At 69.2% G+C, this 25,276-nt stretch carries 27 protein-coding genes; 9 read left to right on the top strand and 18 right to left on the bottom strand.

Annotation, left to right across the window (positions count from 1 at the left end):
* Positions 1–20: 20 nt before the first annotated feature.
* The 3 genes from O7601_RS28630 to O7601_RS28620 all read right to left on the bottom strand — a co-directional run bounded on the left by O7601_RS28630 (position 21) and on the right by O7601_RS28620 (position 4,229).
* A complete protein-coding gene (locus O7601_RS28630; RefSeq protein ID WP_281564145.1) occupies positions 21–794 on the bottom strand; it encodes an amidohydrolase family protein in 774 nt (257 codons plus the stop codon).
* A 61-nt stretch (positions 795–855) separates the two neighbouring features.
* Positions 856–3,348, bottom strand: a complete 2,493-nt coding sequence (locus O7601_RS28625) for a beta-galactosidase (protein ID WP_281564144.1) — start codon at positions 3,346–3,348, stop codon at positions 856–858.
* Positions 3,345–4,229 carry an IclR family transcriptional regulator gene (locus tag O7601_RS28620; RefSeq protein WP_281564143.1) on the bottom strand — a complete coding sequence of 295 codons (885 nt, stop codon included), beginning with the start codon at positions 4,227–4,229 and terminating at the stop codon, positions 3,345–3,347. Before O7601_RS28620 ends, O7601_RS28625 begins: the two co-directional genes overlap by 4 nt.
* A 451-nt stretch (positions 4,230–4,680) precedes the next feature.
* Between O7601_RS28620 and O7601_RS28615 the strand changes: the two genes are divergently transcribed.
* The 3 genes from O7601_RS28615 to O7601_RS28605 are packed head-to-tail and all read left to right on the top strand — an operon-like array spanning position 4,681 to position 6,661.
* On the top strand, positions 4,681–5,052 hold the full coding sequence (locus tag O7601_RS28615; protein WP_281564142.1) for a GntR family transcriptional regulator: 372 nt from the start codon (positions 4,681–4,683) through the stop codon (positions 5,050–5,052).
* Positions 5,049–5,969, top strand: coding sequence for an ABC transporter ATP-binding protein (locus tag O7601_RS28610; protein ID WP_281564141.1), 921 nt, complete (start codon positions 5,049–5,051; stop codon positions 5,967–5,969). Before O7601_RS28615 ends, O7601_RS28610 begins: the two co-directional genes overlap by 4 nt.
* Positions 5,966–6,661, top strand: a complete 696-nt coding sequence (locus O7601_RS28605; protein WP_281564140.1) for an ABC transporter permease — start codon at positions 5,966–5,968, stop codon at positions 6,659–6,661. Before O7601_RS28610 ends, O7601_RS28605 begins: the two co-directional genes overlap by 4 nt.
* A 121-nt stretch (positions 6,662–6,782) precedes the next feature.
* Here O7601_RS28605 and O7601_RS28600 read toward each other — a convergent pair whose 3' ends face one another.
* On the bottom strand, positions 6,783–8,957 hold the full coding sequence (locus O7601_RS28600) for a carbohydrate-binding module family 20 domain-containing protein (protein WP_281564139.1): 2,175 nt from the start codon (positions 8,955–8,957) through the stop codon (positions 6,783–6,785).
* 256 nt (positions 8,958–9,213) lie between these two features.
* Here O7601_RS28600 and O7601_RS28595 point away from each other — a divergent pair, with 256 nt between their 5' ends.
* Positions 9,214–10,143: an LLM class F420-dependent oxidoreductase gene (locus O7601_RS28595; RefSeq protein WP_281564138.1), complete on the top strand. Its 930-nt coding sequence runs from the start codon at positions 9,214–9,216 to the stop codon at positions 10,141–10,143.
* Positions 10,144–10,249: 106 nt separating this feature from the next.
* Here the strand turns inward: O7601_RS28595 and O7601_RS28590 are convergent, their stop codons facing one another.
* A complete protein-coding gene (locus tag O7601_RS28590) occupies positions 10,250–10,678 on the bottom strand; it encodes a hypothetical protein (protein ID WP_281564137.1) in 429 nt (142 codons plus the stop codon).
* A 59-nt stretch (positions 10,679–10,737) separates the two neighbouring features.
* Between O7601_RS28590 and O7601_RS28585 the strand changes: the two genes are divergently transcribed.
* Complete coding sequence (locus O7601_RS28585) at positions 10,738–11,973, top strand: D-arabinono-1,4-lactone oxidase (RefSeq protein ID WP_281564136.1); 1,236 nt, start codon at positions 10,738–10,740, stop codon at positions 11,971–11,973.
* Positions 11,974–12,078: 105 nt separating this feature from the next.
* Here O7601_RS28585 and O7601_RS28580 read toward each other — a convergent pair whose 3' ends face one another.
* Positions 12,079–13,218, bottom strand: coding sequence for a site-2 protease family protein (locus tag O7601_RS28580; RefSeq protein WP_281564135.1), 1,140 nt, complete (start codon positions 13,216–13,218; stop codon positions 12,079–12,081).
* A gap of 132 nt (positions 13,219–13,350) precedes the next feature.
* Here O7601_RS28580 and O7601_RS28575 point away from each other — a divergent pair, with 132 nt between their 5' ends.
* The gene (locus O7601_RS28575) at positions 13,351–13,749 is read left to right on the top strand and encodes a hypothetical protein (RefSeq protein WP_281564134.1); all 399 of its coding nucleotides are present in this window, start codon (positions 13,351–13,353) and stop codon (positions 13,747–13,749) included.
* Here O7601_RS28575 and O7601_RS28570 read toward each other — a convergent pair.
* From O7601_RS28570 to O7601_RS28525, 10 genes are all read right to left on the bottom strand, one after another.
* A complete protein-coding gene (locus O7601_RS28570) occupies positions 13,710–15,038 on the bottom strand; it encodes a helicase-associated domain-containing protein (protein WP_281564133.1) in 1,329 nt (442 codons plus the stop codon). The genes O7601_RS28575 and O7601_RS28570 overlap by 40 nt on opposite strands.
* A gap of 23 nt (positions 15,039–15,061) precedes the next feature.
* On the bottom strand, positions 15,062–15,778 hold the full coding sequence (locus tag O7601_RS28565) for a hypothetical protein (RefSeq protein ID WP_281564132.1): 717 nt from the start codon (positions 15,776–15,778) through the stop codon (positions 15,062–15,064).
* Between the two features lie 53 nt (positions 15,779–15,831).
* Positions 15,832–16,158: a hypothetical protein gene (locus tag O7601_RS28560; RefSeq protein WP_281564131.1), complete on the bottom strand. Its 327-nt coding sequence runs from the start codon at positions 16,156–16,158 to the stop codon at positions 15,832–15,834.
* Positions 16,159–16,164: 6 nt separating this feature from the next.
* Complete coding sequence (locus O7601_RS28555; protein WP_281564130.1) at positions 16,165–16,587, bottom strand: hypothetical protein; 423 nt, start codon at positions 16,585–16,587, stop codon at positions 16,165–16,167.
* 56 nt (positions 16,588–16,643) lie between these two features.
* A complete protein-coding gene (locus tag O7601_RS28550; protein WP_348650279.1) occupies positions 16,644–17,051 on the bottom strand; it encodes a hypothetical protein in 408 nt (135 codons plus the stop codon).
* 1 nt (position 17,052) lies between these two features.
* The gene (locus O7601_RS28545) at positions 17,053–17,709 is read right to left on the bottom strand and encodes a hypothetical protein (RefSeq protein WP_281564128.1); all 657 of its coding nucleotides are present in this window, start codon (positions 17,707–17,709) and stop codon (positions 17,053–17,055) included.
* Positions 17,706–17,966, bottom strand: coding sequence for a hypothetical protein (locus O7601_RS28540; RefSeq protein ID WP_281564127.1), 261 nt, complete (start codon positions 17,964–17,966; stop codon positions 17,706–17,708). The genes O7601_RS28545 and O7601_RS28540 overlap by 4 nt, the downstream gene beginning before the upstream one ends.
* Before the next feature lie 2 nt (positions 17,967–17,968).
* Positions 17,969–18,232 (bottom strand): hypothetical protein, encoded by a 264-nt coding sequence (locus tag O7601_RS28535; RefSeq protein ID WP_281564126.1) that lies wholly within the window; start codon positions 18,230–18,232, stop codon positions 17,969–17,971.
* Between the two features lie 182 nt (positions 18,233–18,414).
* Entirely contained in the window at positions 18,415–18,615 is a 201-nt protein-coding gene (locus tag O7601_RS28530) for a DUF397 domain-containing protein (protein WP_281564125.1), read from the bottom strand.
* Positions 18,608–19,486, bottom strand: a complete 879-nt coding sequence (locus tag O7601_RS28525; RefSeq protein ID WP_281564124.1) for a helix-turn-helix transcriptional regulator — start codon at positions 19,484–19,486, stop codon at positions 18,608–18,610. Before O7601_RS28525 ends, O7601_RS28530 begins: the two co-directional genes overlap by 8 nt.
* A 357-nt stretch (positions 19,487–19,843) precedes the next feature.
* On the opposite strand from O7601_RS28525, the gene O7601_RS28520 reads away from it, so the two are divergent.
* The 3 genes from O7601_RS28520 to O7601_RS28510 are packed head-to-tail and all read left to right on the top strand — an operon-like array spanning position 19,844 to position 22,532.
* Positions 19,844–20,260 (top strand): DivIVA domain-containing protein, encoded by a 417-nt coding sequence (locus O7601_RS28520; RefSeq protein ID WP_281564123.1) that lies wholly within the window; start codon positions 19,844–19,846, stop codon positions 20,258–20,260.
* On the top strand, positions 20,257–20,517 hold the full coding sequence (locus tag O7601_RS28515) for a hypothetical protein (RefSeq protein WP_281564122.1): 261 nt from the start codon (positions 20,257–20,259) through the stop codon (positions 20,515–20,517). The genes O7601_RS28520 and O7601_RS28515 overlap by 4 nt, the downstream gene beginning before the upstream one ends.
* A complete protein-coding gene (locus O7601_RS28510; protein WP_281564121.1) occupies positions 20,514–22,532 on the top strand; it encodes a hypothetical protein in 2,019 nt (672 codons plus the stop codon). The genes O7601_RS28515 and O7601_RS28510 overlap by 4 nt, the downstream gene beginning before the upstream one ends.
* 40 nt (positions 22,533–22,572) lie before the next feature.
* On the opposite strand, the gene O7601_RS28505 is transcribed toward O7601_RS28510, so the two are convergent.
* Both O7601_RS28505 and O7601_RS28500 read right to left on the bottom strand, forming a co-directional pair.
* On the bottom strand, positions 22,573–23,487 hold the full coding sequence (locus tag O7601_RS28505) for a L,D-transpeptidase family protein (protein ID WP_281564120.1): 915 nt from the start codon (positions 23,485–23,487) through the stop codon (positions 22,573–22,575).
* A 172-nt stretch (positions 23,488–23,659) separates the two neighbouring features.
* Positions 23,660–25,108, bottom strand: a complete 1,449-nt coding sequence (locus tag O7601_RS28500; RefSeq protein WP_281564119.1) for an alpha-amylase family protein — start codon at positions 25,106–25,108, stop codon at positions 23,660–23,662.
* Positions 25,109–25,276 lie beyond the last annotated feature (168 nt).

Here is a 25,276-nt window from a genome sequence, read left to right as displayed (position 1 = left end):
TACCTCCCTTTGCGCGCTTTTCAAAGGCGGAAAACGCGTCGGGCGTTTCCGGCGAAAATTTTCTGCTTCACTGCGTCGGATACGGAGGAGTGATTAATGATGTCGATGTCGATCGAATGGTCGAAATAGGGGTTGTCGCTGCCGAACAGCAGGCGGTCCTCGCCGATGCCGGCGACAGCCTTCTCGATGGGCCACAGGTGGTGATGCGAGATGCAGGTGTCGAAGACCATGTTCGGTGCCCGCGAGGCGAGATCGATGCTCGCCGACAGGTGGGTGGTGTCCATCATCGGGTGAGCGTTGACGAACGTCACCGACGGGAACGCCGCAGCGAGCTTGCCGAGTTGGAACGGCGCCTCCAGGATCGAGTGCTGGGCGGTGTGCGCCTGCACCACCTGACCGTCGTATCTGGCCAGACGTTCCAGGATGGAGAACATCGACGGATGGTCCAGCGGCAGGCCGGCGAAGTCGTTGTGGAACATGAGTCCGTGCAGACCGAGACCCTCGACTGCCCGGTCCACCTCGTCGAGAGCGGGTGCGCCGTGCCGTGGCTCCACCACGCCGAGGCCGCGCGGAAAGCGGTCCGGCCACTTGCGCACCGCCTGGGCGATATTGTCGTTCTGCGTCGCAGAATCTGCGATGCCTTTCGGATCCTCGTATCCGGGAATGGGTGAGATGACGGCCTGCGAGATGCCGTTGTCGTCCATTTTCCGGAGCACATCCTCCGCGTTGCCGGCGACCGCGAGAGTAGAGCTGATGCCGATATGCGCGTGGACGTCGATGATGTCGTGGGACATGGCGGTGCCCTCCGGCCTTTCTGTCTAGTTCGTCGTGGTCAGGTGTCGAACTGCTGACGGGTCACTTGTCGAGGTGCAGGGTGGCCGTGCCGTCGTGGTGGCGTAGCGACACCACGTGCAGGTCGTCCACCGGCTCGGAGCGGAACGACTGGCCGTTCCACGACCCGCTGGTCGGCCGGTCGAACGCCAACTCCACGGGTGCGAGCCGGTCACCACGGGCGGCGAACTCGGTCCGTTCGGTGTTCGTCGGGGTCAGCTCGGTCGTCGCATAGAGCATCCGCGTGTACCCGAGATCCAGATCGAGCCAGAGCTGGTAGATGCTCTTCGGGTCGACCGTCAGCTCACCGACGCGCGGGAAGGTGACCGGAGGCTCGCCGTCGAGCGCGACGGTGACCCGGCCGATGCCGTCACCACCCGCGACGTTGGCGACGGTGACGAGCTTTGCTGGAGAATCGGGCCGGCGACGTAGCACCGCGTGCAACCGCTCCCCGGTGGTGCTGACCCGGCGGCGCACCCCGGCGGCGTCGAGCAGGACGGTACGGAAGAAGTCCTGACTGTCGCGGGTCAGGTAGGACGGGTAGACACCCATCACGAGCACCCGGCCGCGACCGGCCGGCTTGCTGAAGATCACCGGCTGGCCTTCGTGGGTGGCCAGCACCTCGGCGTCATCGCCGATGCCGGCGAACGTCCGCAGCCCCCGGTCGACGGCCACCTCCGGGATCCCGGCGTCGCCGTCGCCGGTGCCGTCGATGGTCAGGAACCGGGTCCGCCCCGGCTCCATGCCCGGGATCGGGACCTCGGTCTCGGTGACCTGGTCCAGCCCGGTGAACCGCAGAAAATCGGTGGCCGGCTCACTGTCGAGGTCCATGGTCGGCACGGTCGGGAAGAACACCACCGTCTGCCCGGCCTCCAGTTGCCGGCGCAGCAGGTCAAAGCCCTGCCGGGGCAGCCGGCCGCTGGTCGGCACCACGATCGGGCGGTCGGCGATCGGCCGTTGCGGCGGGTGGTACGGGTTGAGGAACGTGAAGTGGGCGTTGAACTCGGTCATGATCCGGATCACGCCGTCGACTCCGTCGTACGCGTCGTGGCTGGCCTTGGTCGCCACGGTCGCGTACCCGAAGGTGTCGTCGCTACCGGGGCTGAGCACGGTGACCTCGTCCATCCAGCGGGCCTGGTAAGCCAGGTCTGTGGAGAGCGCCAGGTAGAAGTCGAACTCCTTCTCGGTGTCGACCAACTCCGGCTGCCAGCCGGAGATCCACGCGCCGGTGCGGGCCAGCCGGTCGAAGGTGGGGTGCCGGGTGCCGTCAGGTAGGACCGGTGCGTTCCAGTGGTAGTCCCGACCGTAGTTGTTTGAACCCGGCGCGTTGTACCCGCCGGAGAACATGTAGATGTTGTAGCCGTCCAGACCGTGCCCGAGCGCCAGCCGGGTCAGCAGGTCGAAGTTGTAGTGCGCCCGGTTGCGGGTCAGGTCGACCCACCCGGAGGCGAGTTCGGCGACGAATGTCGGCCCGGCGAGATCCAGCAGCTTTACCAGCTCCAGCCGGTACAGCGTGGTCGGCACACCGATCAGGTCCTGCTCGCCGCCGGTGAGGTAGAGGTGCCCGGTGGTGAAGTACTGGCCTTCCTCGTGCCGGAAGAAGTCCGACGCCGCGGCGTGGTCGCCGCCCTTGAACATCATGTTGACCGGCTCGTTCATGGTGAACGGCACATCAAGGCCGAGGTCCCGAAAGCGGTCCACCAGGTGGCTGGCGTAGGTGAAGATGTACCAGGTCTTGTAGTCCAGCCAGTCGGCGATCCGCCGCCGCCCGGCCGGGTCCGCCGCCGCCCGACGGGGCGGGGCCAACTCGGCCACGCCGCTCACGCGGAGCCCGTGGCGGCGGGCCACCGCCTCGACCGAGCCGTACCGCTCCAACAACCAGCGCTGCCACAACCCTGGCGTGGTGCCGTCGCCGATGGAGTGCGTGTCGTAGAGGGAGTGCCCCAGCCCGTAGGTGAAGGCGATGTTCATCTCGTTGTCCGGCTGGCTGAGCACGATCGGTCCGCCGTTGCCGATGGTGTACCGGGCCAGCAGCGGTACCACCTGCTCGTACCAGCGGTCCACCAGGGACAGGAAATCGGGGTGCAACTGGGCCGGAATCGGCACGCCATGTCCCCGCCACAGCGCCGGCTTGTCGTCCGAGTCGCGGCTCCACAGCTGTGGGTGGTTGTCGAAGACCCAGGCCGGGTGCCCGCCGTAGCGGAACTCCGAGTTGATGAACGGGCCGGGCCGGATCATCAGGTGCAGCCCGCTGTCGGCGACCAGGTCCAGGTAGCGCACGAGGTCACGCTGGGGGTGGGTACGGCCGTCCAGGTCGAGCGTGCCCTCGGTGGGCTCGTGCCACTCCCAGGGGATGTAGCTGGCGACACAGTTCAGATTGGCGTTGCGGGCCTCGTCGAGACGGTGCCGCCAACTTGCCGGGTCGGTGCGGTAGTAGGGGAGTTCGCCGGAGCGTACGTAGATCGGTTCGTCGTCGATCAGGATGCTCTTGCGGGCGATACGGACGCGGCTGGTCATGCTGTCCTTCCTCCTGCTCCGACCCCCGGTGCCGGGGAGATCGGTGTGTCGTGGCTGATCGGTCCCGCGGCATCGCCGTGGCTGCTGAGCGTGCTGCGGTTGGTGCTGAGGCTCATCTGGTCGCTGATCGCCCGCACGGTCCTGGCCATCAGGTCCTGTAGCGCGTGGACGGAGTTGTCTGGAAAGCGGAACACCGGGGCGGACATGCTCAGCGCGGCGACCACTTGGCCGTTGCGGTCACGGATCGGTCCGGCGATGCAGCGCACCGACGGATCCAGCTCGCCGAGGTTGACCGCGTAACCACGGTCACGGACCTCGGCCAGATGCTGGTCCAGCTCCGTGCGATCGGTCACCGTCTCGGTCGTGTACGCGGGCAGTGTCGCGTCCAACAGCCCGTCCACATCACCGGGCGGACGCCAGGCGAGGAGGATCTTGCCGGCTGCGCTGGCGTGCAGCGGCATTCGCTTGCCGACCGACGAGGTGAACCGCACCGACTGGCTGCTCTCGATGAACAGGATGTCGGTGGCTTCCCGGCCGACCAGGACACTCAGGTGCAGGGTCTCGTCTACCTGGTCGCGGAAGCGTTCGATCCAGGGCAGCGCCACCGAGGTCAGTTCCTGATGGACCACGCCGATGGTGTTGGCCAGGGCTAGCAACCGGGGTCCGACCGTGTAGGGCCCTCGGCTGCGTTCCTGGGCGAGATACCCCTCATGCACCAGGGTGGCCAGGAAGTTGTGCACCGTCGTCACGTTGGCCTCCACCGCGCGGGCGATCGCCTGCAGCGTCAGCCCACGCGGCTTGGCGGCCACGGCGTCGAGGATGCGCAGCGTCCGCGACACGGACTGAATGCCGGCCACCATTCCCTCCCGAATTTCAGTCAACTTGAATTTCAACAATGTTGAATATGATTTCAGGTACGCCAAGTATTGCCACCGTGAAATCTGGTCGTCAAGTTTCGTAACCGTGCTGAGACATCGTCGAATGTCGGTGCGATTTCAACGAAGTTGCAGGTGGTGGTGGGTGACATCGATGTTGCGAGACCTCTGTGAACGGCAATTTTGCGAGCTTTGGGGACCCGCGTCACTGGTGCCGCTAATCGACCTACCGCTGGCGCTGTTCAACATTCTGGAATTCGCCTGGATCCAAACTCGTATCCGAATGGTCGCGTTCCGGTCGGCTGTTTCCGCGATTCGCCCCGACCTGGCTCGCCTCTTGTGTCTCGCGATCCGCCGCCGCTCGGACGGACCTGGCGCCGCCTTGACAGCGATGCCACTCTGGTTGCATGGTTAGTTACATGAGTAATGAACCAGCCAACCAGGGTGGCGTCTGGGGATGGTGGACGTGATGGAGGACGGCCGGCCGATCTTCCTTCAGATCGCCGAGCTGCTGGAGAACTCGATCCTGGACGGGACCCTCGCAGAGGAGGGCCAGGTGCCCTCGACCAACGAGCTGGCCGCCTTCCACCGGATCAATCCCGCGACCGCCGCCAAGGGGGTCAACAAGCTGGTCGACGACGGAACTCTCTACAAGAAGCGAGGAATCGGCATGTTCGTCTCTCCCGGCGCCCGGGTGAAGCTCCGCGGCCGGCGTCGCGACGAGTTCGCCCGGCAGTACGTCCGGCCGCTGCTCACCGAGGCGCGCAAGCTCGGCATCGAACCGGGCGAACTCAAGAACATGATCGACACCTGGGAGGAGGGCCAGTGAGCGCGGTCGTCACCGTCACCGATCTGACCAAGCGGTACCAGGACGTCACCGCCCTGGACGGGGTCAGCTTCTCGCTTGCCGAGCATCGGATCCACGGCCTGCTGGGGCGCAACGGTGCCGGCAAGACCACCCTGATGCAGATCCTCACCGCGCAGAACTTCGCCAGCAGCGGTGAGGTCAGCGTCTTCGGGCAGCACCCGTACGAGAACGAACAGGTGCTCTCCCGGATCTCCTTCATCAAGGAGAGCCAGACCTACCCGTCGCACCTGCGGGTCGCGCATGTCTTGCAGGCGGCCCGCCTGGTGCATCCGGGTTGGGACGAGGCGCTCGCCCAGCGACTGGTCGACGTGTTCCAGTTGCCGCGAGGGCGCAACGTCCGCAAGCTCTCCCGCGGCATGCTCTCCGCGCTCGGCATCGTCGTCGGGCTCGCCTCGCGTGCCCCGCTGACCTTCTTCGACGAGCCCTACCTGGGCCTGGACGCCGTCTCCCGGCAGCTCTTCTACGACCACCTGCTGGCCGACTACACCGAGCATCCACGCACCATCGTGCTGTCGACGCACCTCATCGACGAGGTCAGCGACCTGATCGAGCACGTCCTGCTGATCGACCGGGGTCGGCTCCTGCTCGACGTCGAGGCGGAGGCGCTGCGTGGCCAGGTGGTCACCGTCTCCGGTCCGGTCGCGGCGGTGGACGAATTCTCCCGTACCGGCACCGAACTGCACCGGGCGTCGCTCGGCGGCACGGCCCGGGCCACCGTACGCGGCGACTTCGGCCCTGCTGCGCACGACCGCGCCCGGTCCCTGGGCCTCGACCTCGAGGCGTCCTCGTTGCAGGACATCGTCGTACGCCTGACCACCTCGACAAACGGGCACGCGGCCGGTAGCGCCGCTGTGGCAGACAAGGAGGCTGTCCGATGAACCGCGCCCTGACCGTGGCTCGGCTCCAGTTCGTCGGCTGGCGCAGCGTGGTCGGCTGGCCGTGGGGGATCCTCGCGCTCAGCTTCCTCATCAACCTGGCCCTGTTCAGCGCGATGAACGAGGCCGACGACTTCGAGCCGACCACCGGTGGGCTGATGAGCATCTACGTGGTGATGTTCGTCGCCAGCATCAACGCGATCACCCATGACTTTCCGTTCGCCATCGGGCTGGGCGTCTCACGCCGCAGCTTCTACCTCGGCAACGTGCTCAACTACCTCGGGCAGGCGGCCAGCTACGCGGCGGTGCTCTACCTGCTGGCCGTGATAGAGGAGGCCACCGACGGGTGGGGCGTCAACCTGACCTTCTTCGGCATTCCCTTCCTGCTGGTGGACAACCCGGTGCTGCGGTTCCTCGGCTTCGCGATCCCGTTCCTGCTGCTCGGCTTCATCGGCATCGCCATCGCGCTGGTCTTCAAGCGCTGGGGAGTCAACGGCATGCTGATGCTGAGCACCGTTGCGTTGGCCGGGATCGGTGGGCTCGGCGTGCTCGCCACCTGGCGGGGCTGGTGGTCGGCGATCGGCGGCTGGTTCGCCGACCAACCGGGCTGGGCCCTGCTGGTCGGCTGGCCGGCGCTGTTCACCCTGCTGCTCGCCGGCCTCAGCTACCTGACCATCCGACGCGCGACGCCCTGACCGTCGACGGGCCGGCGTCCGAAATGGGTCGACGCCGGCCGCTCGGCGCACCGTGGGACGGGGGCGGCCCCTCCCGATCGGGGAACGGGAGGGGCCGCACGGTGCGGGCGGTGCCAGGTGGTCAGCGCCAGGTGTCGGTGAGCGTCGGCGAACCGGTGGTGGTGGCGGTACGGTTCGCGCCCGACTCCCACACCACCTGGCCGGAGTCGGTTCGCTTGACGTACTTGTAGGAGAAGGTGGTGCCGGCGGGCAGGCGTACCGCACCCGTCCAGACCGGATACTCCGTCGGTGCCAGCCGGATCCCTCGGGCCGGATCCCAGCCGCCGAGTGCGGGCAGGTCGCCGACCAGATACATGTGCTGCCCGTACGTGGTGCTGGCGGTGAGCCGTACGGAGACCGTGGCGTCGCCCGGTGGGTCGCTCGCGGGCTGGTTCCAGGTGGCGGTCACGGCGGTACCGCCGGTGCCGGTGCGGTTGGGGTCGTTCTCCCACTGCGTCGTGCCGTTGCCGACCTTCACCAGCTTCCACTCGAACGCGGTGCCGGTCGGAATGTCCACCGACCCGGTCCAGGTCGGGTAGCTGCCCGACGTGGTGGACAGTTTCACCCCGTTGCTCGGGTTCCAGGAGCCGAGCTGCGGAACCGAACCGACGACGTACACCTCCTGCCCCGGGTCGGTGGAGACGGTCGCGGTGAACCGGGTCGACCCGGCCGGCGGGGACGGGCTCGCGGTCGGCGTCGGCGTGGTGGTCGGCGTCGCGGTAGGCGTCGGGCTCGGGGTGACGCCGTTCAGCCGGGCCTCGACGTGTAGGGCCACCGCCTGGTCGGCCGGAATGGCGGCGCTGAAGCTGCCACCGGTGACGGTGACCGCGCCACCCGGGCAGGCCCCGGTCGACCGGTCGTACGCGCCCCGGCCCACGTTGCAGTAGCGGCCGTCCGGCAGCGAGGTGGCGAAACTGCGGCTCCAGGTGCTGCCGGTGGCGTTGAAGGCGGCGTACCCCCGGTTGCCCCGGGCGAACGCCAGCCGGCCGTTGCCCTCGGTGGTGACCGACCCGATGCCGGTGCCGGCAACCGCGTTACGGAAGCCCGGCATGCCGGCCACCCCGGGGTCGCGGTGCTCGCAGATCCACGCGTCGCTGGCGCAGTCGGTGGCCAGGGTGGTGCCGTTGGGACTGCTGGGCGGGCCCTGCCCGTGCACGGAGCCGTACGCGTAGCTCGACATCAGCTGGGGCCGGCCGTATGGGTGGGCCATCATGAACGTGTCCGCCAGGTAGTAGCGGGCGCCGCTCTTGTAGGTGAGCGTCGGGTTTTCCCGCTGCGTGTCGTGGTTGTCGATGAACACCACCGCCTGCTGTGCGGTCAGCCCGCCGTAGTTGGGCAGGTTGCCCAGCAGGGCAATGTTGCCGTCGCGGAACGCCGAGGACACGGCCCGCTGGTAGTCGAAGTTGGTCACCCCGCCGTACGGGGCGTACGCGGTGTAGGGGATGGTGCCGTCGCCGTACACCTCGTGGAACAGGTCCGGCCGGCCGCCGAAGCCGGGCACGTCCCGCAGTCGACTGATGATGTCGGCCAGGTGCGCCTCCTGTACGTGCTTGGCGGCGTCCACCCGGAACCCGGCGACCCCGAGGTCGATCACCGCGTTCATGTACTTGGCGACCTTTCGCCGCACCTCCGGGTCGGCGGTGTTGAGGTCGGCCAGGTCGAGCAGTTCGCAGTCCTGCACCTCCTGCTTGTTGCCCCAGTTGCTGATCCGCCGGTAGCAGGGCCCGAAATCGGCGTAGCCGTAGCTGTCGCCCGAGCCGTCGTTGAACAGGTTCGGGTAGCTGTACTTGCTGTAGACGGTGCCCGCGCTGCCCGGGCCGCTGCCGGCCGAGCCGGTGCCGCTCATGTGGTTGAGAACCATGTCCACATAGATCTTGACGCCCTGGGCGCGACAGCGCTGGACCATGTCGACGAACTCGGCCTTCGTGCCCCGCCGGGTCTGATCGAGCCGGTACGACACCGGCTGGTAGTCCTGCCACCACGGGTAGGTGGCGCCCTCGGCGCTGGGCAGCACCACGTGCTCCTGCGGCGGGGAGACCTGTACGCCGCCCCAGCCGTTGGGGCCGAGGTTGCGCTCGCACTCGGTGGCGACGGAGTTCCACCGCCACTGGAACAGGTGGACGATGGCGTCGCCGTTGGCGCGTACGTCGGCGGCGCTGGCCGGCCCGGTGCCGCCGGCGACGGTGGTGAGACCGACCGCGACAAGTATCGCGGCCAGGGCCGCGGGGATCGCGGCGCGGGGACGGGGGATACGCACGGTGCCCTCCTCGGGGACGGTCAGGCAGATGTCGGTGACAGCTAGGCTTCCTGCAAGATGTGCAAGAAGTTGCGGTGATTGCGTGACCGTAACAGGAGCATCGATAGTTGGAAACCTGTCTTTCGCCACCTGGTGCAAAGAGGTATCGTCTCTTGCGGCCACCTGCAAGACCTGCAAAAATTTTCGGCTCTGGTTCCGGAAGTGGCCGGCGAGCGTCCCCGAGCGCCACCGCCGGTGGCTTACCTATGCTCGACCCATGGAACTGCGGATCTTCACCGAGCCCCAGCAGGGTGCCAGCTACGACGACCTGCTCGCCGTGGCCCGGCGAGCCGAGGAGACCGGCTTCGGCGCCTTCTTTCGGTCGGACCACTACCTGAAGATGGGATCGGGCAGCGGCGAGCCCGGCCCCACCGACGCCTGGACGACGCTGGCCGGGCTGGCCCGGGACACCCGATCCATCCGGCTCGGCACGCTGATGAGCGCCGCGACGTTCCGGCTGCCCGGCCCGCTCGCGATCACCGTGGCCCAGGTCGACCAGATGAGCGGCGGGCGGGTCGAGCTGGGCATCGGCACCGGCTGGTACGACGCCGAGCACCAGGCGTACGGGATTCCCTTCCCGCCGTTGGGTGAGCGGTTCGACCGGCTGGACGAGCAGCTGGCGGTGATCACCGGTCTCTGGCGCACCCCGCCGGGCGAGACGTTCGACTTCACCGGCCGGCACTACCAGGTCAGCGACTCGCCCGCGCTGCCCAAGCCGGTCCAGCGCCCGCACCCGCCGATTCTGCTCGGTGGCAAGGGCGCGAAGCGTACGCCGCAGCTAGCCGCCCGCTACGCCGACGAGTTCAACCTGCCGTTCGTCTCGATCGACGAGACGGTGGCCCAGTTCCAGCGGGTCCGTGCCGCCTGCGTCGACATCGGCCGCGACCCGGCCCAGCTGACCTGGTCCAACGCGCTGGTGCTCTGCTGCGGCAAGGACGATGCCGAGGTGGCGCGGCGGGCCGCCGCGATCGGCCGCGAGCCGGACGAGCTGCGCGTCAACGGCCTCGCCGGCACCCCCGCCGAGGTCATCGACACCATCGGCCGGTACGCGGAGATCGGCAGCCAGCGCCTCTACCTCCAGGTGCTCGACCTGACCGACCTGGATCACCTGGACCTGGTCGCCACCGAGGTCATGCGGCAGCTCTGACCTGCCGACGCGGGAATGCCTCGCCGCGCTCCGCCCGTCGCGGTCCGGCTCCGTGTGTCGCGGCGCGGGCCCGATCGCGGGCGGGCGAGGCGGGCCGGGCGACGGGTCAGACCCGATGCTCCTCGCGCAGCACCGTGTCCAGTTGGCCGTCCCGGTCGCGGTCGAGGTAGGTGACGTCCGGTAGCCCGTCGCCGTCGAGGTCGAACTGCACCTGGTCCGCCACGCCGTCGCCGTCGAAATCGGTGACCACCTGCACCGAACCGTCCATGTGTCGGGTCACGATCGACCGGGCGCCGGTCTCGACCCGGGGCGGCGGGCCGGGGGTGGGCGGCGGTGCCGGCACCGGTTCCGGGGTGGGGCTGGGCTGCGGATCCGGCTGGCTCGCCCACGGCCCGGCGTCGGACCAGGTGACCGGGGAGCCGTCGACGGTGCCGGCGAAACCAGTGGCGGGTTCCACGCCGCTGCCGGCCGGGTCGATCTCTTCCTCGGAGGGATACACGTCGCCGCGAGGGGCGGGATCACGGTAGCTGCTCATCGGCGTAGGGTTCCCCGACGGAGCCGGCGGTAACCGCTGGCGGGCAGAGGGGGTCGGGAGTGTCGACGCACCGCAACTGGGCCGGCAACGTCGAGTACGCAGCCCGGGCGTACCACCGTCCGTCCTCGATCGACGAGCTGCGGAAGTTGGTCGCCGGCAGTGCCCGGCTCCGGGCGGTGGGCAGCGGACACTCCTTCAACCGGCTCGGCGACACCACCGGCGACCTGGTCACGCTGACCGGGCTGCCGGCCACCCCGCAACTGGACGAGCAGCGGCGGGTGGTGCACGTGCCGGCCGCGCTGCGCTACGGCGACCTGGCCACCTGGCTGCACGAGCGCGGGTACGCGCTGGCCAATCTCGCCTCGCTGCCGCACATCTCGGTGGCCGGCGCGGTCATCACCGGCACCCACGGCTCTGGCGAGACCGTCGGCAACCTGGCCACCGCCGTCGCCGGCCTGGAACTGGTCACCGCCGCCGGTGACCTGCTCACCGTGGACCGCACCGACCCCGATTTCACCGGTATGGTGGTCTCCCTCGGCGCGCTGGGCGTCGTCACCCGGCTCGCCCTGGACGTGGTGCCGACCTTCGAGGTACGCCAGTACGTCCGCCTCGACCTGCCCCGCGAGGCGCTGGACGCGGCGCTCGCCTCGGCGTACAGCGTCAGTGTCTTCACCGACTGGCGCTCGACGCGCGGTACCCAGGTCTGGCGCAAGCAGCTCGCGGACCAGCCCGCGCCCCCGGCGGGCTGGCTCGACACCACGGCCGCCGACCGGCCCTGGCATCCGGTGCCCGGCATGCCGGTGGTCAACTGCACCGAGCAGCTCGGCGAGCCCGGCCCCTGGCACGAGCGGCTGCCGCACTTCCGGCTCGGCTTCACGCCGAGCAACGGCGACGAGTTGCAGTCCGAATACCATCTGCCCCGCGCGGCGGCCGGCGCGGCGCTCGCCGCGCTGGACGAGGTGGCGCACCTGATCGCCCCGGTCGCGCAGACCAGCGAGCTGCGCACCATCGCCGCCGACGGGCTGTGGCTCAGCCCGCAGTACGACCGCGACAGCCTCGCGGTGCACTTCACCTGGATCGCCGACGCGGCGGCGGTACTGCCGGTCCTCGCCGAGGTCGAGCGGGCACTGGCCCCGTTCGCGCCCCGGCCGCACTGGGGCAAGGTCTTCACGATGCCGACCGGGACGATCGCCGCGACCTACCCCCGCTGGACCGACTTCGCCGCGTTGGTCAACCGCCTCGACCCCAAGGGAAAATTCCGCACCGAGGAACTCGACAAGCTGTTTCCCCGCTGACAACGACCCGTCGTACCGACGCGGTGCGGCCCGGTGGACGTGCCCGGACCTCGAACTAGGATCAGCCCACGTGCGCTGAGGCTGTCGGCATGCACATGCCTGCGGTCAGCGGCCGGTGGCGAGCTGGTCGCGCATGCTGCTGCGCTGGACGGCACGGCTGATGTCGCTGGGGGAGACGATGCCGACCAGGCGGCCGTCGGTGACCACCAGCGCCCGGCCGTCGGCACAGTCACTGAGTCGGGGCAGCAGGTCGGTAAGCGGCTCGTCGGGGGAGGCGAGCACCAGGTCGTCGGCACGGCAGGCCACCGCCGCCAGGGTGGTGCTGCCCCGCTCGCCGGACGGCACGCCGCGTACCCGGTCGAGGGTGACCAGCCCGACCGGCCGGCCGTCCTCGGTCAGCGGCAGCGCCGTGTGCCGGTACGCGAAGAGGTAGTTGTCCACGAAATCGGCCACCGTCAGCTCACCCGAGGCGGTCTGCGGCTGCGGGGTCATCACGTCGGCGACCCGGATGCCGCGCAGCGCGTCGCCCACCCGGGCCTGCCGCTCCTCCATGGTGGCCGCGCCGATCAGGAACCAGCCGATCAACGCCAGCCACAACCCGCCGACCCCGGTGCCGGTGAGGAACCGCCACAGGCCGAACCCGATGAGTGCCAGGCCGAGGATCCAGCCGGCTCGGGCCGCCACCACAGTGGCGCGGGTCCGGTCGCCGGTCGCCTTCCACACCGCCGCCCGCAGCAGCCGCCCGCCGTCCAGCGGTGCCGCCGGCAGAATGTTGAACACCGCCAGCAGCAGGTTGATGCCGCCGAGCCAGGCCATCACACCCAGCAGTAACCCCTCGACCCCGGCCAGGGCGAGCAGCGTCGCGATGGCGCCGAAGAATACGCCGATGATCAGACTGACCAGCGGGCCGATACCGGAGATGCGCAGCTCGGCACCGGGGGAGCGGGCCTCGCCGCGCAGCTCGGCGACGCCACCGAAGAGCCACAGGGTGATCCCCTGCACGCCCAGACCGTTGCGCTTGGCCACCACCGCGTGCGACACCTCGTGGGCGAGCAGGCCGAGAAAGAAGACCACCGCGGCGGTCAGCCCGGCCAGCAGGTACGCGACCACGGACCGGTCCGGGTACGACTCCGGGAACAGGTTGGCCGACAGCCCCCACCAGATCAGCGCGAAAATGACCAGGACACTCCAGTTGACCCCGACCGGTACGCCCGCGATCCGCCCGAGCCGGAAACTCGCCCTCATGTCTCGGTCATACCCCCGTAGCCCGTGCCCATGCCAGGGCCGGACGTCACCGATCCGCTGCCCTGACCGTTTGTCAGCAGTCTGGCTGTTATCGCCTACCCCGGTTGCTTCCACCGTTGCTTGAATGGCGGGATGGGGATCGAAACCGCTGACGTGTTGGCCGACCATGCCGACGAACTGGCGCGGTCGGAACCCTCCTCCGCGCGGGCGCTGAAGGCGGCGCGCTCCGGCAGCCCGATCACCGCACAGGAGTACGCGCTGCGCTGGTGGGGGGTGTGCCGGTCACTGAAGGTCTTCCTCTACACCGCCAGGGCCGACGATCTCGCCCAAGCGGTGATCGCGGGGCGCCGTGCGGACATCGCCGACGACCTCGATCAGATGATCCACCGGGCGACCCGGACTGTCGCGGTGTTCGAGCGGCACGCCGCCGACGGCGTCTTCGAGGCCAGCGAGCTGGCCCAGGTGCTGCGGATCGTCAGCCGACTGGGCGGTTATCCGGGTCGGTGCGAGCCGTCAGCTGGGACGGCATAGCCGAGGGTGGTAAGCGCTCGGCGAAAGTCCTGCTCCCGGTTCATGGGTACGGCCAGGTGCCGGTCACCGACCAGCCGGCACAGCGGCCGTAGCTTCCGGTCGTGGCTGATCAGCATGGCCAGGGCCGGGTCCGCACAGGCGATGAGGCGTACCGGCCCCAGGTCGGTGAGCCGCCCGGCCCGCTCGGCGATCTCATCGAACAGCGTCAGCAGCGGCCCGGGCAGGTCAGGTTGCGCGGCCCGCTCCCGCAGAAATCCGGCGAAGTCGTCCGGCTGCCGCCCGGCGTCGACGGCGACGAGCAGACTCTCCCGGCTCACTGTCCAGACGTGGTCACCGGTACGGCGGGCGTAGCTCTCCAGCACCAGCAACTCGGCTGGGGAAAGCCGGCCCACCGCCACCACGTCGAGGTTGGGCAACACCTTCACGGTACGTTCGGGTGCCTCCGGCTCCGGTGGCGTGTACTGCTTATGCACGCCGAGCACGTAGGCACCGAGGTCGTTGAGGCGGATCGCCCGCAGCCCGTCGTACCGGCTGAGGGCGTCGAGATAGTCGGCACCCCAGTTCCCGTGGTAGTCGTCGCGGGCGCCACCCGGCTTGTCGTAGGCGACGTCGATCAGGCCCAGCGTCGCCGCGTACTCGAAGAGCACCGCCAGGGTGTAACGGCCCTCCAGCAGCTCCCATTCGCCGAACCCGGCGTAGCCGAGGCTGCCGTACTGCGGATCCTCCAGGTACAGCTTCCACAGTGCCCGCTCGCTGCGCGCGACCCGCGGTGACCAGGCGGTCTGCTTCATCTGCGCGAAGAGATCGTCCACGTCGACCCACTCGCCGACAGGTTGGGCCGCGAGCGCCTCGGACACCTTCTGCCGCCGTGCCTTCGGCGCGGTCAGCACGTTGGCGGCACGCTGCCCCTTGATGTTCTCGACCCGGCTGAACTCGTCGATCAGGCCCTTGGTCAGCCACGACCGCCACAACGTCTGCACGACTGCGGCGGCCGGCTTACCGAGGGCGGCCCGGCCCTTCGCGGTCAGTTGCAGCTTCCCGCTGGTGATCTCGGCGAGACCGCCCGCCTGCACCAGCAGCGGCCAGGCGAACGCGGCGATCGGCTCGTCCGGATAGAAGTCACCCGAGGACAGCGTCTTGGCCACCTCGACCACGGTGGCCGCTGCCGGCCGCCGCGTCTTCTCGCTGCACCGCAGCCGTCCGGAATCACACAAGCGCAGCACGGCGTGCACATCGTCGGCCGCGTACCGCTCGGTCCGGCGGACGAACCCGGCCACCTGCTCGACCACCAACGTTCCTCCCCAGGTTGTCGTCAGAGCAGAGTCGGGACGACGGTGAAGTGGTAGTTGTCGCGGCCGACCGTCCGGTCGAGGGTACGCATGATCCGCTCTGGGTTGTCGTGCGGGCCTTGGTGGAAGAAGGGTTTGCCGTCGAGGCCGAAGGTGATCCGGCTCGGCGGCTCCCAGGTGCCAAGATGCGGTGCGGCGCTGTAGAAGTCACGATGCGGGTCGAAGCCGAGGTCGCGGGCGTAGTCGACAGCGCCGAAGATCAGGTGCCGGGCGAGCTCGATGGGAGCCTGGAGCGGCGGCGTGTCGTAGGCAGAGAAGAACTCGGCCACAAAATACGGCACCTCGTCGGGATCGGAGGTGACCGGTGGCAGGGCATTCTTCACGCCGAGACAGTAGGTGTCGACCAGGAAGCCGCAGGTGCTCACCGCGTCGCCATCCGCCCGGGCGACCGCCACGCTGACCAGACCGGCACCCATCGCCATCGGCGGCAGCTCGGCGTCGTCGACCCAGTCCGCCGGTCGGTCGGCCACGCGGAGGCCGTTGCTCCACTGCCGGCTGACCCAGCAGCCAAGCAGCGGCAGCTCCGCCGGATGCACCCGCCCCGGCCGTACGACATCGACGCCCCGCACCAGCCGGGTGACCACCGCACGGGTGACCCCGAGATCGCGGGCGATCTGCTTGGGCGTCTTACCGGCGGCCCGCAGTGCCTGCGCCCGTTCCTTCAACTCCTTCGATTCCACCCGCGCCATCCTGCTGTCGTCCCGCCCTACCGTCAACGCCACCACGCGGGGCGTCAGGACGGCTGCTCTGGCGAGACGGTGACGTGCTGTTGCGCCGCGACCGGGCGGTCCGGTAGCAGCAGCAGGATGGCCAGCGCCAGGTTGCCGCCGAGTGCGATCACGTTGCCGATCTGGTCCGCTGGTGGGTGGACCTGCAAGTGCAGGGAGTGCCAGAGAAAGTGCACCGCGGTGAAGATCAGCCAGGCACCGCCGGCCATCCGCAGCGCGGACGGCGTCGGTCGCCGCCAGGCCATCACGCTGAGCACGAGCAACGCCAGATGGAGGGCACCGACGTCGCGGGTCAAATGCTCGTTGTACGGCCCGAGTGCGGAGACCCGCATCCGGATCTACATGTACTCCGTAGCGGTTTGTTCCGCCTCGGCCACGAAGGCGTCGAGTTGCTCCTGCGTCAGGTTGGCTTCTTGAAGGAAGTGGGTCAGGACGATCAGCTCCGCACCGAGCGCCACGTCCGGCGCGATGTTGTCGGCTAGCTCGGCTTCGCCGAGGGCGGCACGGATCAGCCCCTCCATTTCAAGCGCGGGAAGGCTGTCCCCCTCCTCGTAGCTGGCCCGGGCGGCGGCCACGAACTGAGCGACGTCGGCGGGGGAAGCGCTCGGTCCGAAGCGTCGGTTGACAGCGATCGCGAAGGCGGCACCGATCACCTGGAGACCACCAGCCCACTTGGCGCGGTCAAGATCCGCAATGAGGGAGTCGGTCGTGTCCCAGTCACTGCGGGCCATTGCCTGGATCAACTCACCCAGCTTCGTCACGACCACGTCTCCTGATCCCGGCTGGGCGGTCAGATCGCTGTATCCGGGCCCGGATGCTAGACCCGGCTGGCGAGAGCTGCTGCCTCGGCCAAAAGTTGGTCTAACTCATCGTCGGAGACGGTGCCAGCGCCCAGGGTGTGCAGGATGGTCAAGCCCTGGATGCGGCCGGCAATAGTCGGGTCGATATCAGTGTCAATGCTCGGGTCGAGAGCGGCGCTGATCAGCTTCTCCGCGCTCATCGCGTCGGTACTGGGTCCGCCGGTCGTCGTGCTCCGCATCTCACTGACGAACCGGATCACCTCGTCCGGGCTCGCCCCATTGGGGAAGCGGCGGTTCACGGCGAAGTAGAAGACAGCACCGAGCAGCGTGCCGAAGCCGTCCCAGCCCTGGGCATCGAGCCGGGCCTCGATGCGGTCGTTCTCGGCGTGCTCGCCCTTCACCATGGTGCGGATATAGGCGATCATCTCAGGACTGATCGTCACGACGCTTCCTCTCCCGATGCTTCTTGGTCATGTTCCACAAGCCCTTGACCCCGACGACCACCGCGCCGGCTGCCATGATGACTGAGGTGACCGGGTGCTCCAACTGCGGGCGATCCGCGGGCGCGGCGGGCTTCGGCTGAGTGGTGGAAGTCGATGTGCCGCCCGGACCTCCTTTGACATCCCGGACAAATTCACGGAACGCCGTCGTCGCGGCCTGCTCGGCGTTCTGGAGGTTGCCTTCCGTCTCGTCGGCCTTCTTGACATGACGTCGGAGGAAAGCTTCGGCGCGACTGCCTCGCCCCTCCGACTCGCCGACCAAGCGCTCGCCGGACGGCGATGCGTCGCCAGCGTCCGCACGGACGGGGACGGAGCCAGGCGCGATCACGTTCGCATAGGTAGCCAGATGCCCGGCGGCATTGCTGGTCAGCCGGCCGAGCCGACCTGCCCTGTCGGCGGCCGTACGACAGTGCGTCACCGCCGCTCGGGAATCCGGCTGTTCCGTGCCCTGGCTTGCCTCCACGTATCGGCTGTGGCCCTGGTCGATCTCTTCCTGAGCGTGCGCGGCCGTCACAGCGAGCGTGTCGAGCTGCCGGATCGCCGTGGCGAGCTGGGCTACTACCTCGGCGACAAGGCTGCTCATCCGAGGGCATCCATGAACGCGATGGCGCGCTTCTTCGCGACGCCGATGTTCCGCAGCGTCAGCTCCACTTCGCGTGTTGCGGCGGCCAGCGCGCGGCGCGCCTCCTCGGCCTCCGAGTGTTGGCTGTCGTGCAGGGTGGCCAGGGTGAGGCTCTGTGCCTCGGCCAGGGTGGTTGCGATGCGCTCGACCGTCGCCTTCGCCTGGTCAAGCGACCGGGTACCGTCCCGCAGGGTCGCCTTGACGTCGCCGATGCTCACGGTCAGCCCAGGACGTTGATGTACTGCCGGGCGGCCTGGGTGCTGCCTTGAAGCGTCGTCGCTGCCTCGATCAGCCGTTGCTTGCTCTGCTCGGCGCGGGCGATGGCCTCGGCGATCGACGGATGTCCGGTGCCGGCGGCGACCGCCCGCAGCCGGGCGAGTACCTGCTCGGTGCCGTCGATGGCCGCCCGGATCTGGTGGGTGGTGGCATTGCTCTGCTCGGCTGCCTGGGCGAGCGCGGCCTTCACTTGCTCAATGCTGGCCATAGCGTCCTCCCCGACCGCTGCCGGTGCCGACGAACACCGGCCGATGTTCATGAATCCGTGGCGGGACGAACACTATCCGAGATGGAGCAGAGTCGGCAGCCCCACGCACGACCGGTCGGCTGCTGGCCGCGCAACGGCGAGCGAGACCCTGAGTCTGGACGACCCCAACCGCAGTGTCGATGTCAGTTGCTGAACGCGCCCTGCTTGACGCCCGTCACGAAGGCGCTCCAAGCCCTAGCGTTGACCGACAGAACCGGCCCGCTGGGATTCTTGCTGTCTCGCAAGCCGACTGATCCTGCGAGGTTGTCGGCGACCTCGACGCAGTTTCCGCCGTTGTTGCTGCGGCTGGACTTGCGCCAGACGGCACCGGTCTGGTCAAGCACGGGAATACTCCTCTGCGATCTGCTGGATCAGGTCCTTGGATCTTGACTCGTTCAGGGCGCGACTCGTCATGTCTGCCCAGATCATGTTGTAGGCCGCTGTCTCGTGAGGCTTGTCGAGGTAGATGGCTCCGGTCGCGGCGTCGAGATACGCCACGGGTGGCTCGATCTCCCGGTCCTGGCCGTCTCTGGGGAACTCCAGAAGTGAGAACGCTCCGGCCATCGCGCCCGCATGTAGTCCGGCAGAAAAAGCTAGAACTTGGATGGTCACGTTGGGTAGCTCCGCAGCCTTGGCGATCTGGTGGAGTTGCTCGGCCATGATCGTCGCGTTGCCCACGGGGCGGCGCAACACAGCCTCGTTGATTATCACGCTGAGTTGCGGAGGCGAGAAGCGTGTGAGGAGGCTCTGCCTTTCGACGCGGAGCTGAACAGCCCGACGCTGCTCTTGGTCGTCCGCCGCGTCGATCGCACCGCCCGGCATCGTGAAGACCTGCTCGGCGTAGGCGCGAGTTTGAAGCAGGCCCGGTACCAGTTCGGCCTCGTACTGGCGGATACTGGACGCCGCCGCTTCGAGACCGATGTAGAGCTGGAACCAGCGTGGTAGGCCCGCGCCGATGTAGTCATGCCACCAGTTCTTGTTCTCCCGCGTCGCCGCTGTCAGAGCGAGCAGGAGTTGCCGATCGTCGCTGGACGCGCCGTAGAGGTCAAGCATCTGCTGCACGTCAGCCTGGCGGAAGCGAACGTGCTCGGCGCCGTTCTCGATCCGATGCAGCGTGGCGCGTGCTCGGTCCAGCCGCTCCGCGGCCTGCTCCATAGTGAGCCCTGCTGCCTTGCGCAGCGACTCAAATTTACGGCCGATCTGACGCCTCAGCATCGTCGATCCTGTCACTGACTGTGACACTGTCGCCCTCCGGTGGCTGGGATGGTTCGACATCCTTTCGCCCAATTGAAGCCACCGAGTGTCTCACAATCAATAGACACAACACTGTAAGTAAGTTTCGATAGCGAGATCGCTCACCGAACGCCCCTATTGCGACATTGCAATTGAGTCCTCCCGGTGCTTCACTCTGTCCACGGCCACTGTGGAACCGCTGCTCAGCGGCCATGTCTGCCCTGTTGCCGTACTGCCGATGAGGGCTGCGGTGGCAGGTGCCGGGCGGGTCCGTCGGTGCGCGGCGGGCCGATGGGCCCGCCTTCCACATCGCCTACGCCAACGAGAGCGAGGTCTGTCATGCGCATCCCCTTCCGGCGTCGCCGGCACGACCCAGGGCACCGCGGGCGGCCCGAACCTAGCCATGCCGCGCGGCCCGGCAACCAGCGTGACGAGCGGCACGAAACGGGCACCTGTTACCGGGCGGCGACCTACCGGCCGTTGCGGCCGTGGCAGGTGCGGGATCGGCGGTTCCGGCTGGGGCGGCGGGGCTACGACCCGGTGGAGGTGGTCGCGTTCCTCGACCGGGTGGCCGGTGACCTGGAAGCCGCGTACCGGCAGGTGGCGGCGGCCGACCGGGAGTCGGCGCGGGTCCGGGAGGCGCTGCGGCGGTGGCAGTCCGAGCAGGCCCAGGCGCGGCAGGCTCGCCTCAACCAGCCGAGCGTGGGCCAGGCTGACCCTCATCAGCGGCCGGCGAACCAGGGACGCCACAGGTGAGCGGGCGGTGGGTGGTACACCTGCCGGTGGCCGCGTCGGATCTGCTCGCGGCGCAGCGGCTGGCCCGGGTGGTGGCCCGGTGGGCGTCGGTGCTGCCGCCGGCCGACCCGGGAGAGACCACCGTGTCGGCCGAGGACGAGCAGGGCGTACGCCATCGGGTCTTCTGTGACCTGCTGCTGTCGACCGGCCGGCGGTGCCTGTTGCGGGCCGACCACGACGGCGACTGCGCCCGGCGGTTGGGCGGTGGTCGCCGATGACGGTGGTCGACTGCGACGAGTGCTCGGGGCTGGGCTTCCTGGTGCGGCGGTGCTTCTGCACGGACGGCGGGGACCGGCTCGTGGTGGAAGGGAGCGAGCATCGGGACGAGGCGTACGCCGATTGCCAGGTCTGTGGCGGTGACGGCAGCGTCGCGGAGGCGTGCCACAGGTGCGGGCGGGGTGGGCGGCGGCGGGCGCAGCTCGTGGTGACAGTGGTCAACCTGGACACCGGGGCGGCGGCGTCGCGGCGACTGGTACCCGGCGGGGCGCTGCCGCCGGTCGACGACGAACGGGTGCGGCGGGCCCGGCCGGTCGTCGCCGAGCTGGCCGGCCCGGTCGGGGTGCGTGGGCTGCGTCCGCGCTGGGGTGGGCGGGAGTTGGACGACACGCTCGGTTGGTTGCCGAAGACGTGGCGGCCCGACCTGCCGGAACGGCAGCGGTTGGCGATGGAGGCGGCGGCCCTGGTCGGGCAGGACTTCGACCCGTGGCGGGTCTACGTGGGACGCAGCACCGAGCTGCCGCCACCGCCTGATCCGGGGCGTGAGCTAGCCCGACTCTGCGGCCTGGCCGACCTGCTGCACCTCGACCTCGTGGTGGACGCCCGTCGCCGGCACGACTGGTTGACCTGGCAGATCCGCTACGAGCTACCCGGCTCGCCGGTGCCGGACGAGGACCGGGTCATCGGGTCCGCCGACCTGGCGTCGGTGGCCGCCGCCACCACAGTGGTCAGCGCCATGCACGGGCTCGACGAGCGGGGACGGCATGCGCCCGCGTACACGGTGCTGCCGGTGCCGGCTGCCGGCGTACCCCCGGCGGTGGACCTTGGAGGGCTCTCCCGGAAGATTCTCGCGGACCTGGTCGGGGACGCACCCGGGGCCCAGGCGATCTGGCGCGACGGGCGCTGGTGGCACACCCCGCTCTGCCCGGCGGGCAGCGTCGAGAAGCTGCATGAGCGGGACACCGGCCAGATCGTCAGATACGTGCGGGAGACGGTGCGCCGGGTCACCGAGCCACCCGACCCGGCCTGGTGGGGCGAGCCGATCGAGCACCGGCCCTGCCCGGACTGCCGGCCCGGCACCCGGCTGCGCCGCTGCCACTGCCGGATCGGTGCGTCCGGGCCGGACCCGCAGTGTCCGCACTGCTCCGGGGCCGGCTTCGCGCCGTCGGGCCTGGCCTGCTTCACCTGCCACGACGGCGGCCGGATCCCGGCGGCGCTGACCGTCACCGTGACCGACCTGAGGCGGGTCAGCCACGAGACGTGGCGTCCGGTGCCGGGGGAGCCGGCTCCGGTGATCGGCCACCAGCCCAACGGCACGCCGGTGCACCAACTGGGCGGGCGCTGGCGGGTGGCCCGGCACGCCGGCACCTTCGGGGTACGTCCGGCCGACCTGACCCGCCTCGACGAGGGGCAGCCAATCGACCAGGACCTGCTCGACGGCACGGTGACAGTCTTCGATCCCGCCGTCGAGCCGGCCCGCCAGCACGTCGAGCGGATCGGCGGCGGGCTGCCCGGGGCGCGGCTGTTCGTGCTGGCCGCCGCACCGGACGTGCCGCCGCTTACCGACCTGCTGCGGCTCGCCCACGCGCTCGACCTGATCGCCGTGCTCACCTACTGCGACCACCGGCTCGACGCGGGCGACCCGACGAAGATCCAGGGCGAGCGGTGGGATGTCCGGCTGCTGGCGCGCGACGCCGAGGTGGGGGCGGAGTTTCCGTTCTGCGCCAGCGTCGAGCTGGCCGTGGCCCGGTGCGTCGAGTACCTCGACAGTCACCTGCTCGCCGCCGTGCCCCGGGAGCCGGACCGGCCGGTACCCGCACCGCAGGCGGCCCCATCACCGCCGGTGCCGGACCCGACCGTTCCGCTGCGGCGGGTCGGCCGGCACTATGCCGGGCAGCCGGTGGTGGCGTCGTTCGACCGGACGGGTTGTCGGCTCTGGCTGGCCGAGGGCGCGTCCGTTCAGCCGCTGGCCCGAGCGGCCACGCTCGACGACGCGGTCGCTGCCCTGCGGTTGTGAGTCGTCGGATGATCGAGCGGCTGTTTCCCCGACCACGGCCTCAGGCGGTGGCGGGTGGGGTGGGCAGTTCGTCGACGACCACCACCGGCGTGCCCGGACGCAGTTTCTCCAGCAGCAGGCGCTGACCGGTGGCGGTCAACCGGATGCAGCCGTTCGTGGTCTGCTGGCCCAGCTCACCGTCGTGGTACCAGGTGTGGATCCCGATGTGGGCGCCGCGCAGCCCGGCGGGCACCGAGTCCAGGTCGTCGGGGATCGAGCCGAGGGCGTAGATGTCCACCCCGCCGTAGACCGACTCCGGTGGTGGGGTGCGGCCCAGCACGAAGGTCCGGCCGAGTGGGGTTTCCTGGCCACGTTGGCCGAGGCTGATCTGCCAGGACTGTTGGGCGGTGCCGTCGCGGTACCAGGTGAGCCGGAACGGGGTGCGTTCCACCACGATCTGGTCGTGCAGCGCGACGGTGCGGAAGCCGCCGGGTGGCAGCCAGGCCAGTTTGCGGTTGGCCGAGGGAAGCAGCACCGCCGTCCAGCCGGACTCGCGGCGGGCGATCGGCACGGTCAGCTCCACCTCGCTGATCGTCGGCATCAGGAACGCCAGCGGGCGGCCACCGGGCGCGTCGTACGCGGCGATCCTCCGGGTCGGGTGCAGGCCCCGGGTCAGCGGTGTGGTGTCGAGGGCGTCCGGGTCGTCGGGGAAACCGGCAGGGGCCGGGTCGTAGTCGATCTCCGGTAGCCCGTCGGGCGCCGGTGCTGCGGGCAGCACCCGCTCGGCGTCCGCCGACGGCGGCACCTCCGCCGTCGGCGTCAGCGCCTCACCGGTGGGCCCGGCGACGGGAGTCGCCCCGGGCGTCGGCGTCAGCGCCCATCCCGTGTACGCGGCCCCACCCATCAGCGCCGCCAAGCCCACCCCGACAGCGACCCCCCGCCGCCCCCGCGACCCCAGAAACCCCAAAACCCCCACCTACCCACAATAACCCTAAACAACCCCTTCTACCCCCTTTCCCCCTCACCCCAAGCGTGATCATGAGGTTATTGCCCTTTTTGATCTCCAATCTGGGCAATAACCTCATGATCAACGCGGGCCCCCGGGCCCTCGGGAGGAGGGTGGGTGGGGTGGGTGGGGTGGGTGGGGGTTAGGGGAGGCGGGCGTTTTGGTGGAGGGCTATGGCGTCGTGGGCGGGGATGTTGGCGGCGAACCAGCCGTTGGCGTCGACGGTGACGACCGGTCCGGAGCAGGTGCCGTTGGTGAAGGTGCCGTGGATGACGTCGCAGTAGCGGCCGGCCGGGAGTCCGGTGTAGTAGGAGCGGCCGTTGATCGCGGAGCCCTCGTCGTTGATGGTGATGAAGCCCCGGCCGGTGCGGCTGAAGGCGATGTGGTTGTTGCCGTTGTCGTACCAGTTGCTGACTGCGGCGCCCTCGGTGGCGTTGCGGAAGCCGACCATGTTCGCGATCACCGGCCAGCGGTGTTCGCACTCCCAGCCGGAGTAGCAGACCGTGTTGCGCGTCTTGTTGTTGCCGTCCGAGGGTGGGCCGGCGTCGCGGCTGCTGAAGGTGTAGCTCGACATCACCGTCGGGGAGCCGTACGGCCAGGCCAGCATGAACGCGTTGGCCAGCGCGTAGATGCCCCGGTCGCGGTAGGTGAGCACGCCCCCGTCGTCGCGCTGGGTGTCGTGGTTGTCCACGAAGACCGAGGACACGCCGCTGGGCAGGTGGCCCCAGCCCTCGCCGAAGTTGCGCAGGTACGCCAGCCGCTCGGAGCGGAACACCCGGGCCAGGTCCTTGCCGTAGCGGAACTCGTGCACGTCACCGTTGCCGGTGTACTCGTTCGGTGTGATCGGCTCGCCCGCGCCGTAGATGACCTCCTGCACGATGTATGCCGACCGGTTGAGCCGGCTGCGGATGTTGGCGATGTCGGCCGCCGGCATGTGCTTGCTGGCGTCCAGCCGGAAACCGTCCACTCCGAGCGACAGCAGGTCATTGAGGTACGCGGCCAGCCGGGAGCGGACGTAGTCGGACTCCGTCTTCAGGTCCGAGAGGTTGACCAGCTCGCAGTTCTGCACCTCGTAGCGGTCGTTGTAGTTGGCGATGTCGTTGTTGCCGTTGCGCCCGCAGTAGTGGAAGTCCTGCGACTGGTAGATGCCGGGGTAGACGTGGTGCTGGTAGGTCGAGCCGGCCCAGCCGGTCCCACCGTTGTCCTGGCCGGACATGTGGTTGATGACCGCGTCGACGATCACTTTCACGCCGGCCGCGTGACAGGTGTCGACCATGGACTTGAACTGCGCGCGGGTGCCCTTGCGGGACTCGATCCGGTAGCTGACCGGCTGGTAGGCCACCCACCACTGGTTGCCGCGTACGTGCTCCTGTGGTGGTGACACCTGGACGAAGCCGTAGCCCTTCGGGCCGAGGGTGCTGTTGCACTCGCTGGCGACCGAGGGCCAGTTCCACTCGAAGAGGTTGGCGATGACCTTCTTGCCGCCACTGGGGGTGGCGGCCGCCGGGGGTGCGGTCGCCACGCCGGGGGCGAGGAGCCCGGCGATCAGGGCGAGGGCGACGATCGCCGGGCGGAGTCGACGTCGATGCATCGGGTGCTCCAGGGGTGCCGGGGGACGGGGGAAGTGGTGCGGGCTGCCCGGACCTTGCAACCGGGACTGAAAATTTCAGAAAGGTTACAAGCCGATTTCAACGTCTGTCAATGTGCTGGTGTGGACGGTCGGCGGCGGGGCCGCTATACGCGCCGGGTGGCGGGGCGG

It is taken from the genome of Verrucosispora sp. WMMD573 (genome assembly GCF_027497175.1).
Taxonomy (GTDB): domain Bacteria; phylum Actinomycetota; class Actinomycetes; order Mycobacteriales; family Micromonosporaceae; genus Micromonospora.
This window is presented reverse-complemented; position numbering and strand designations above follow the sequence as displayed.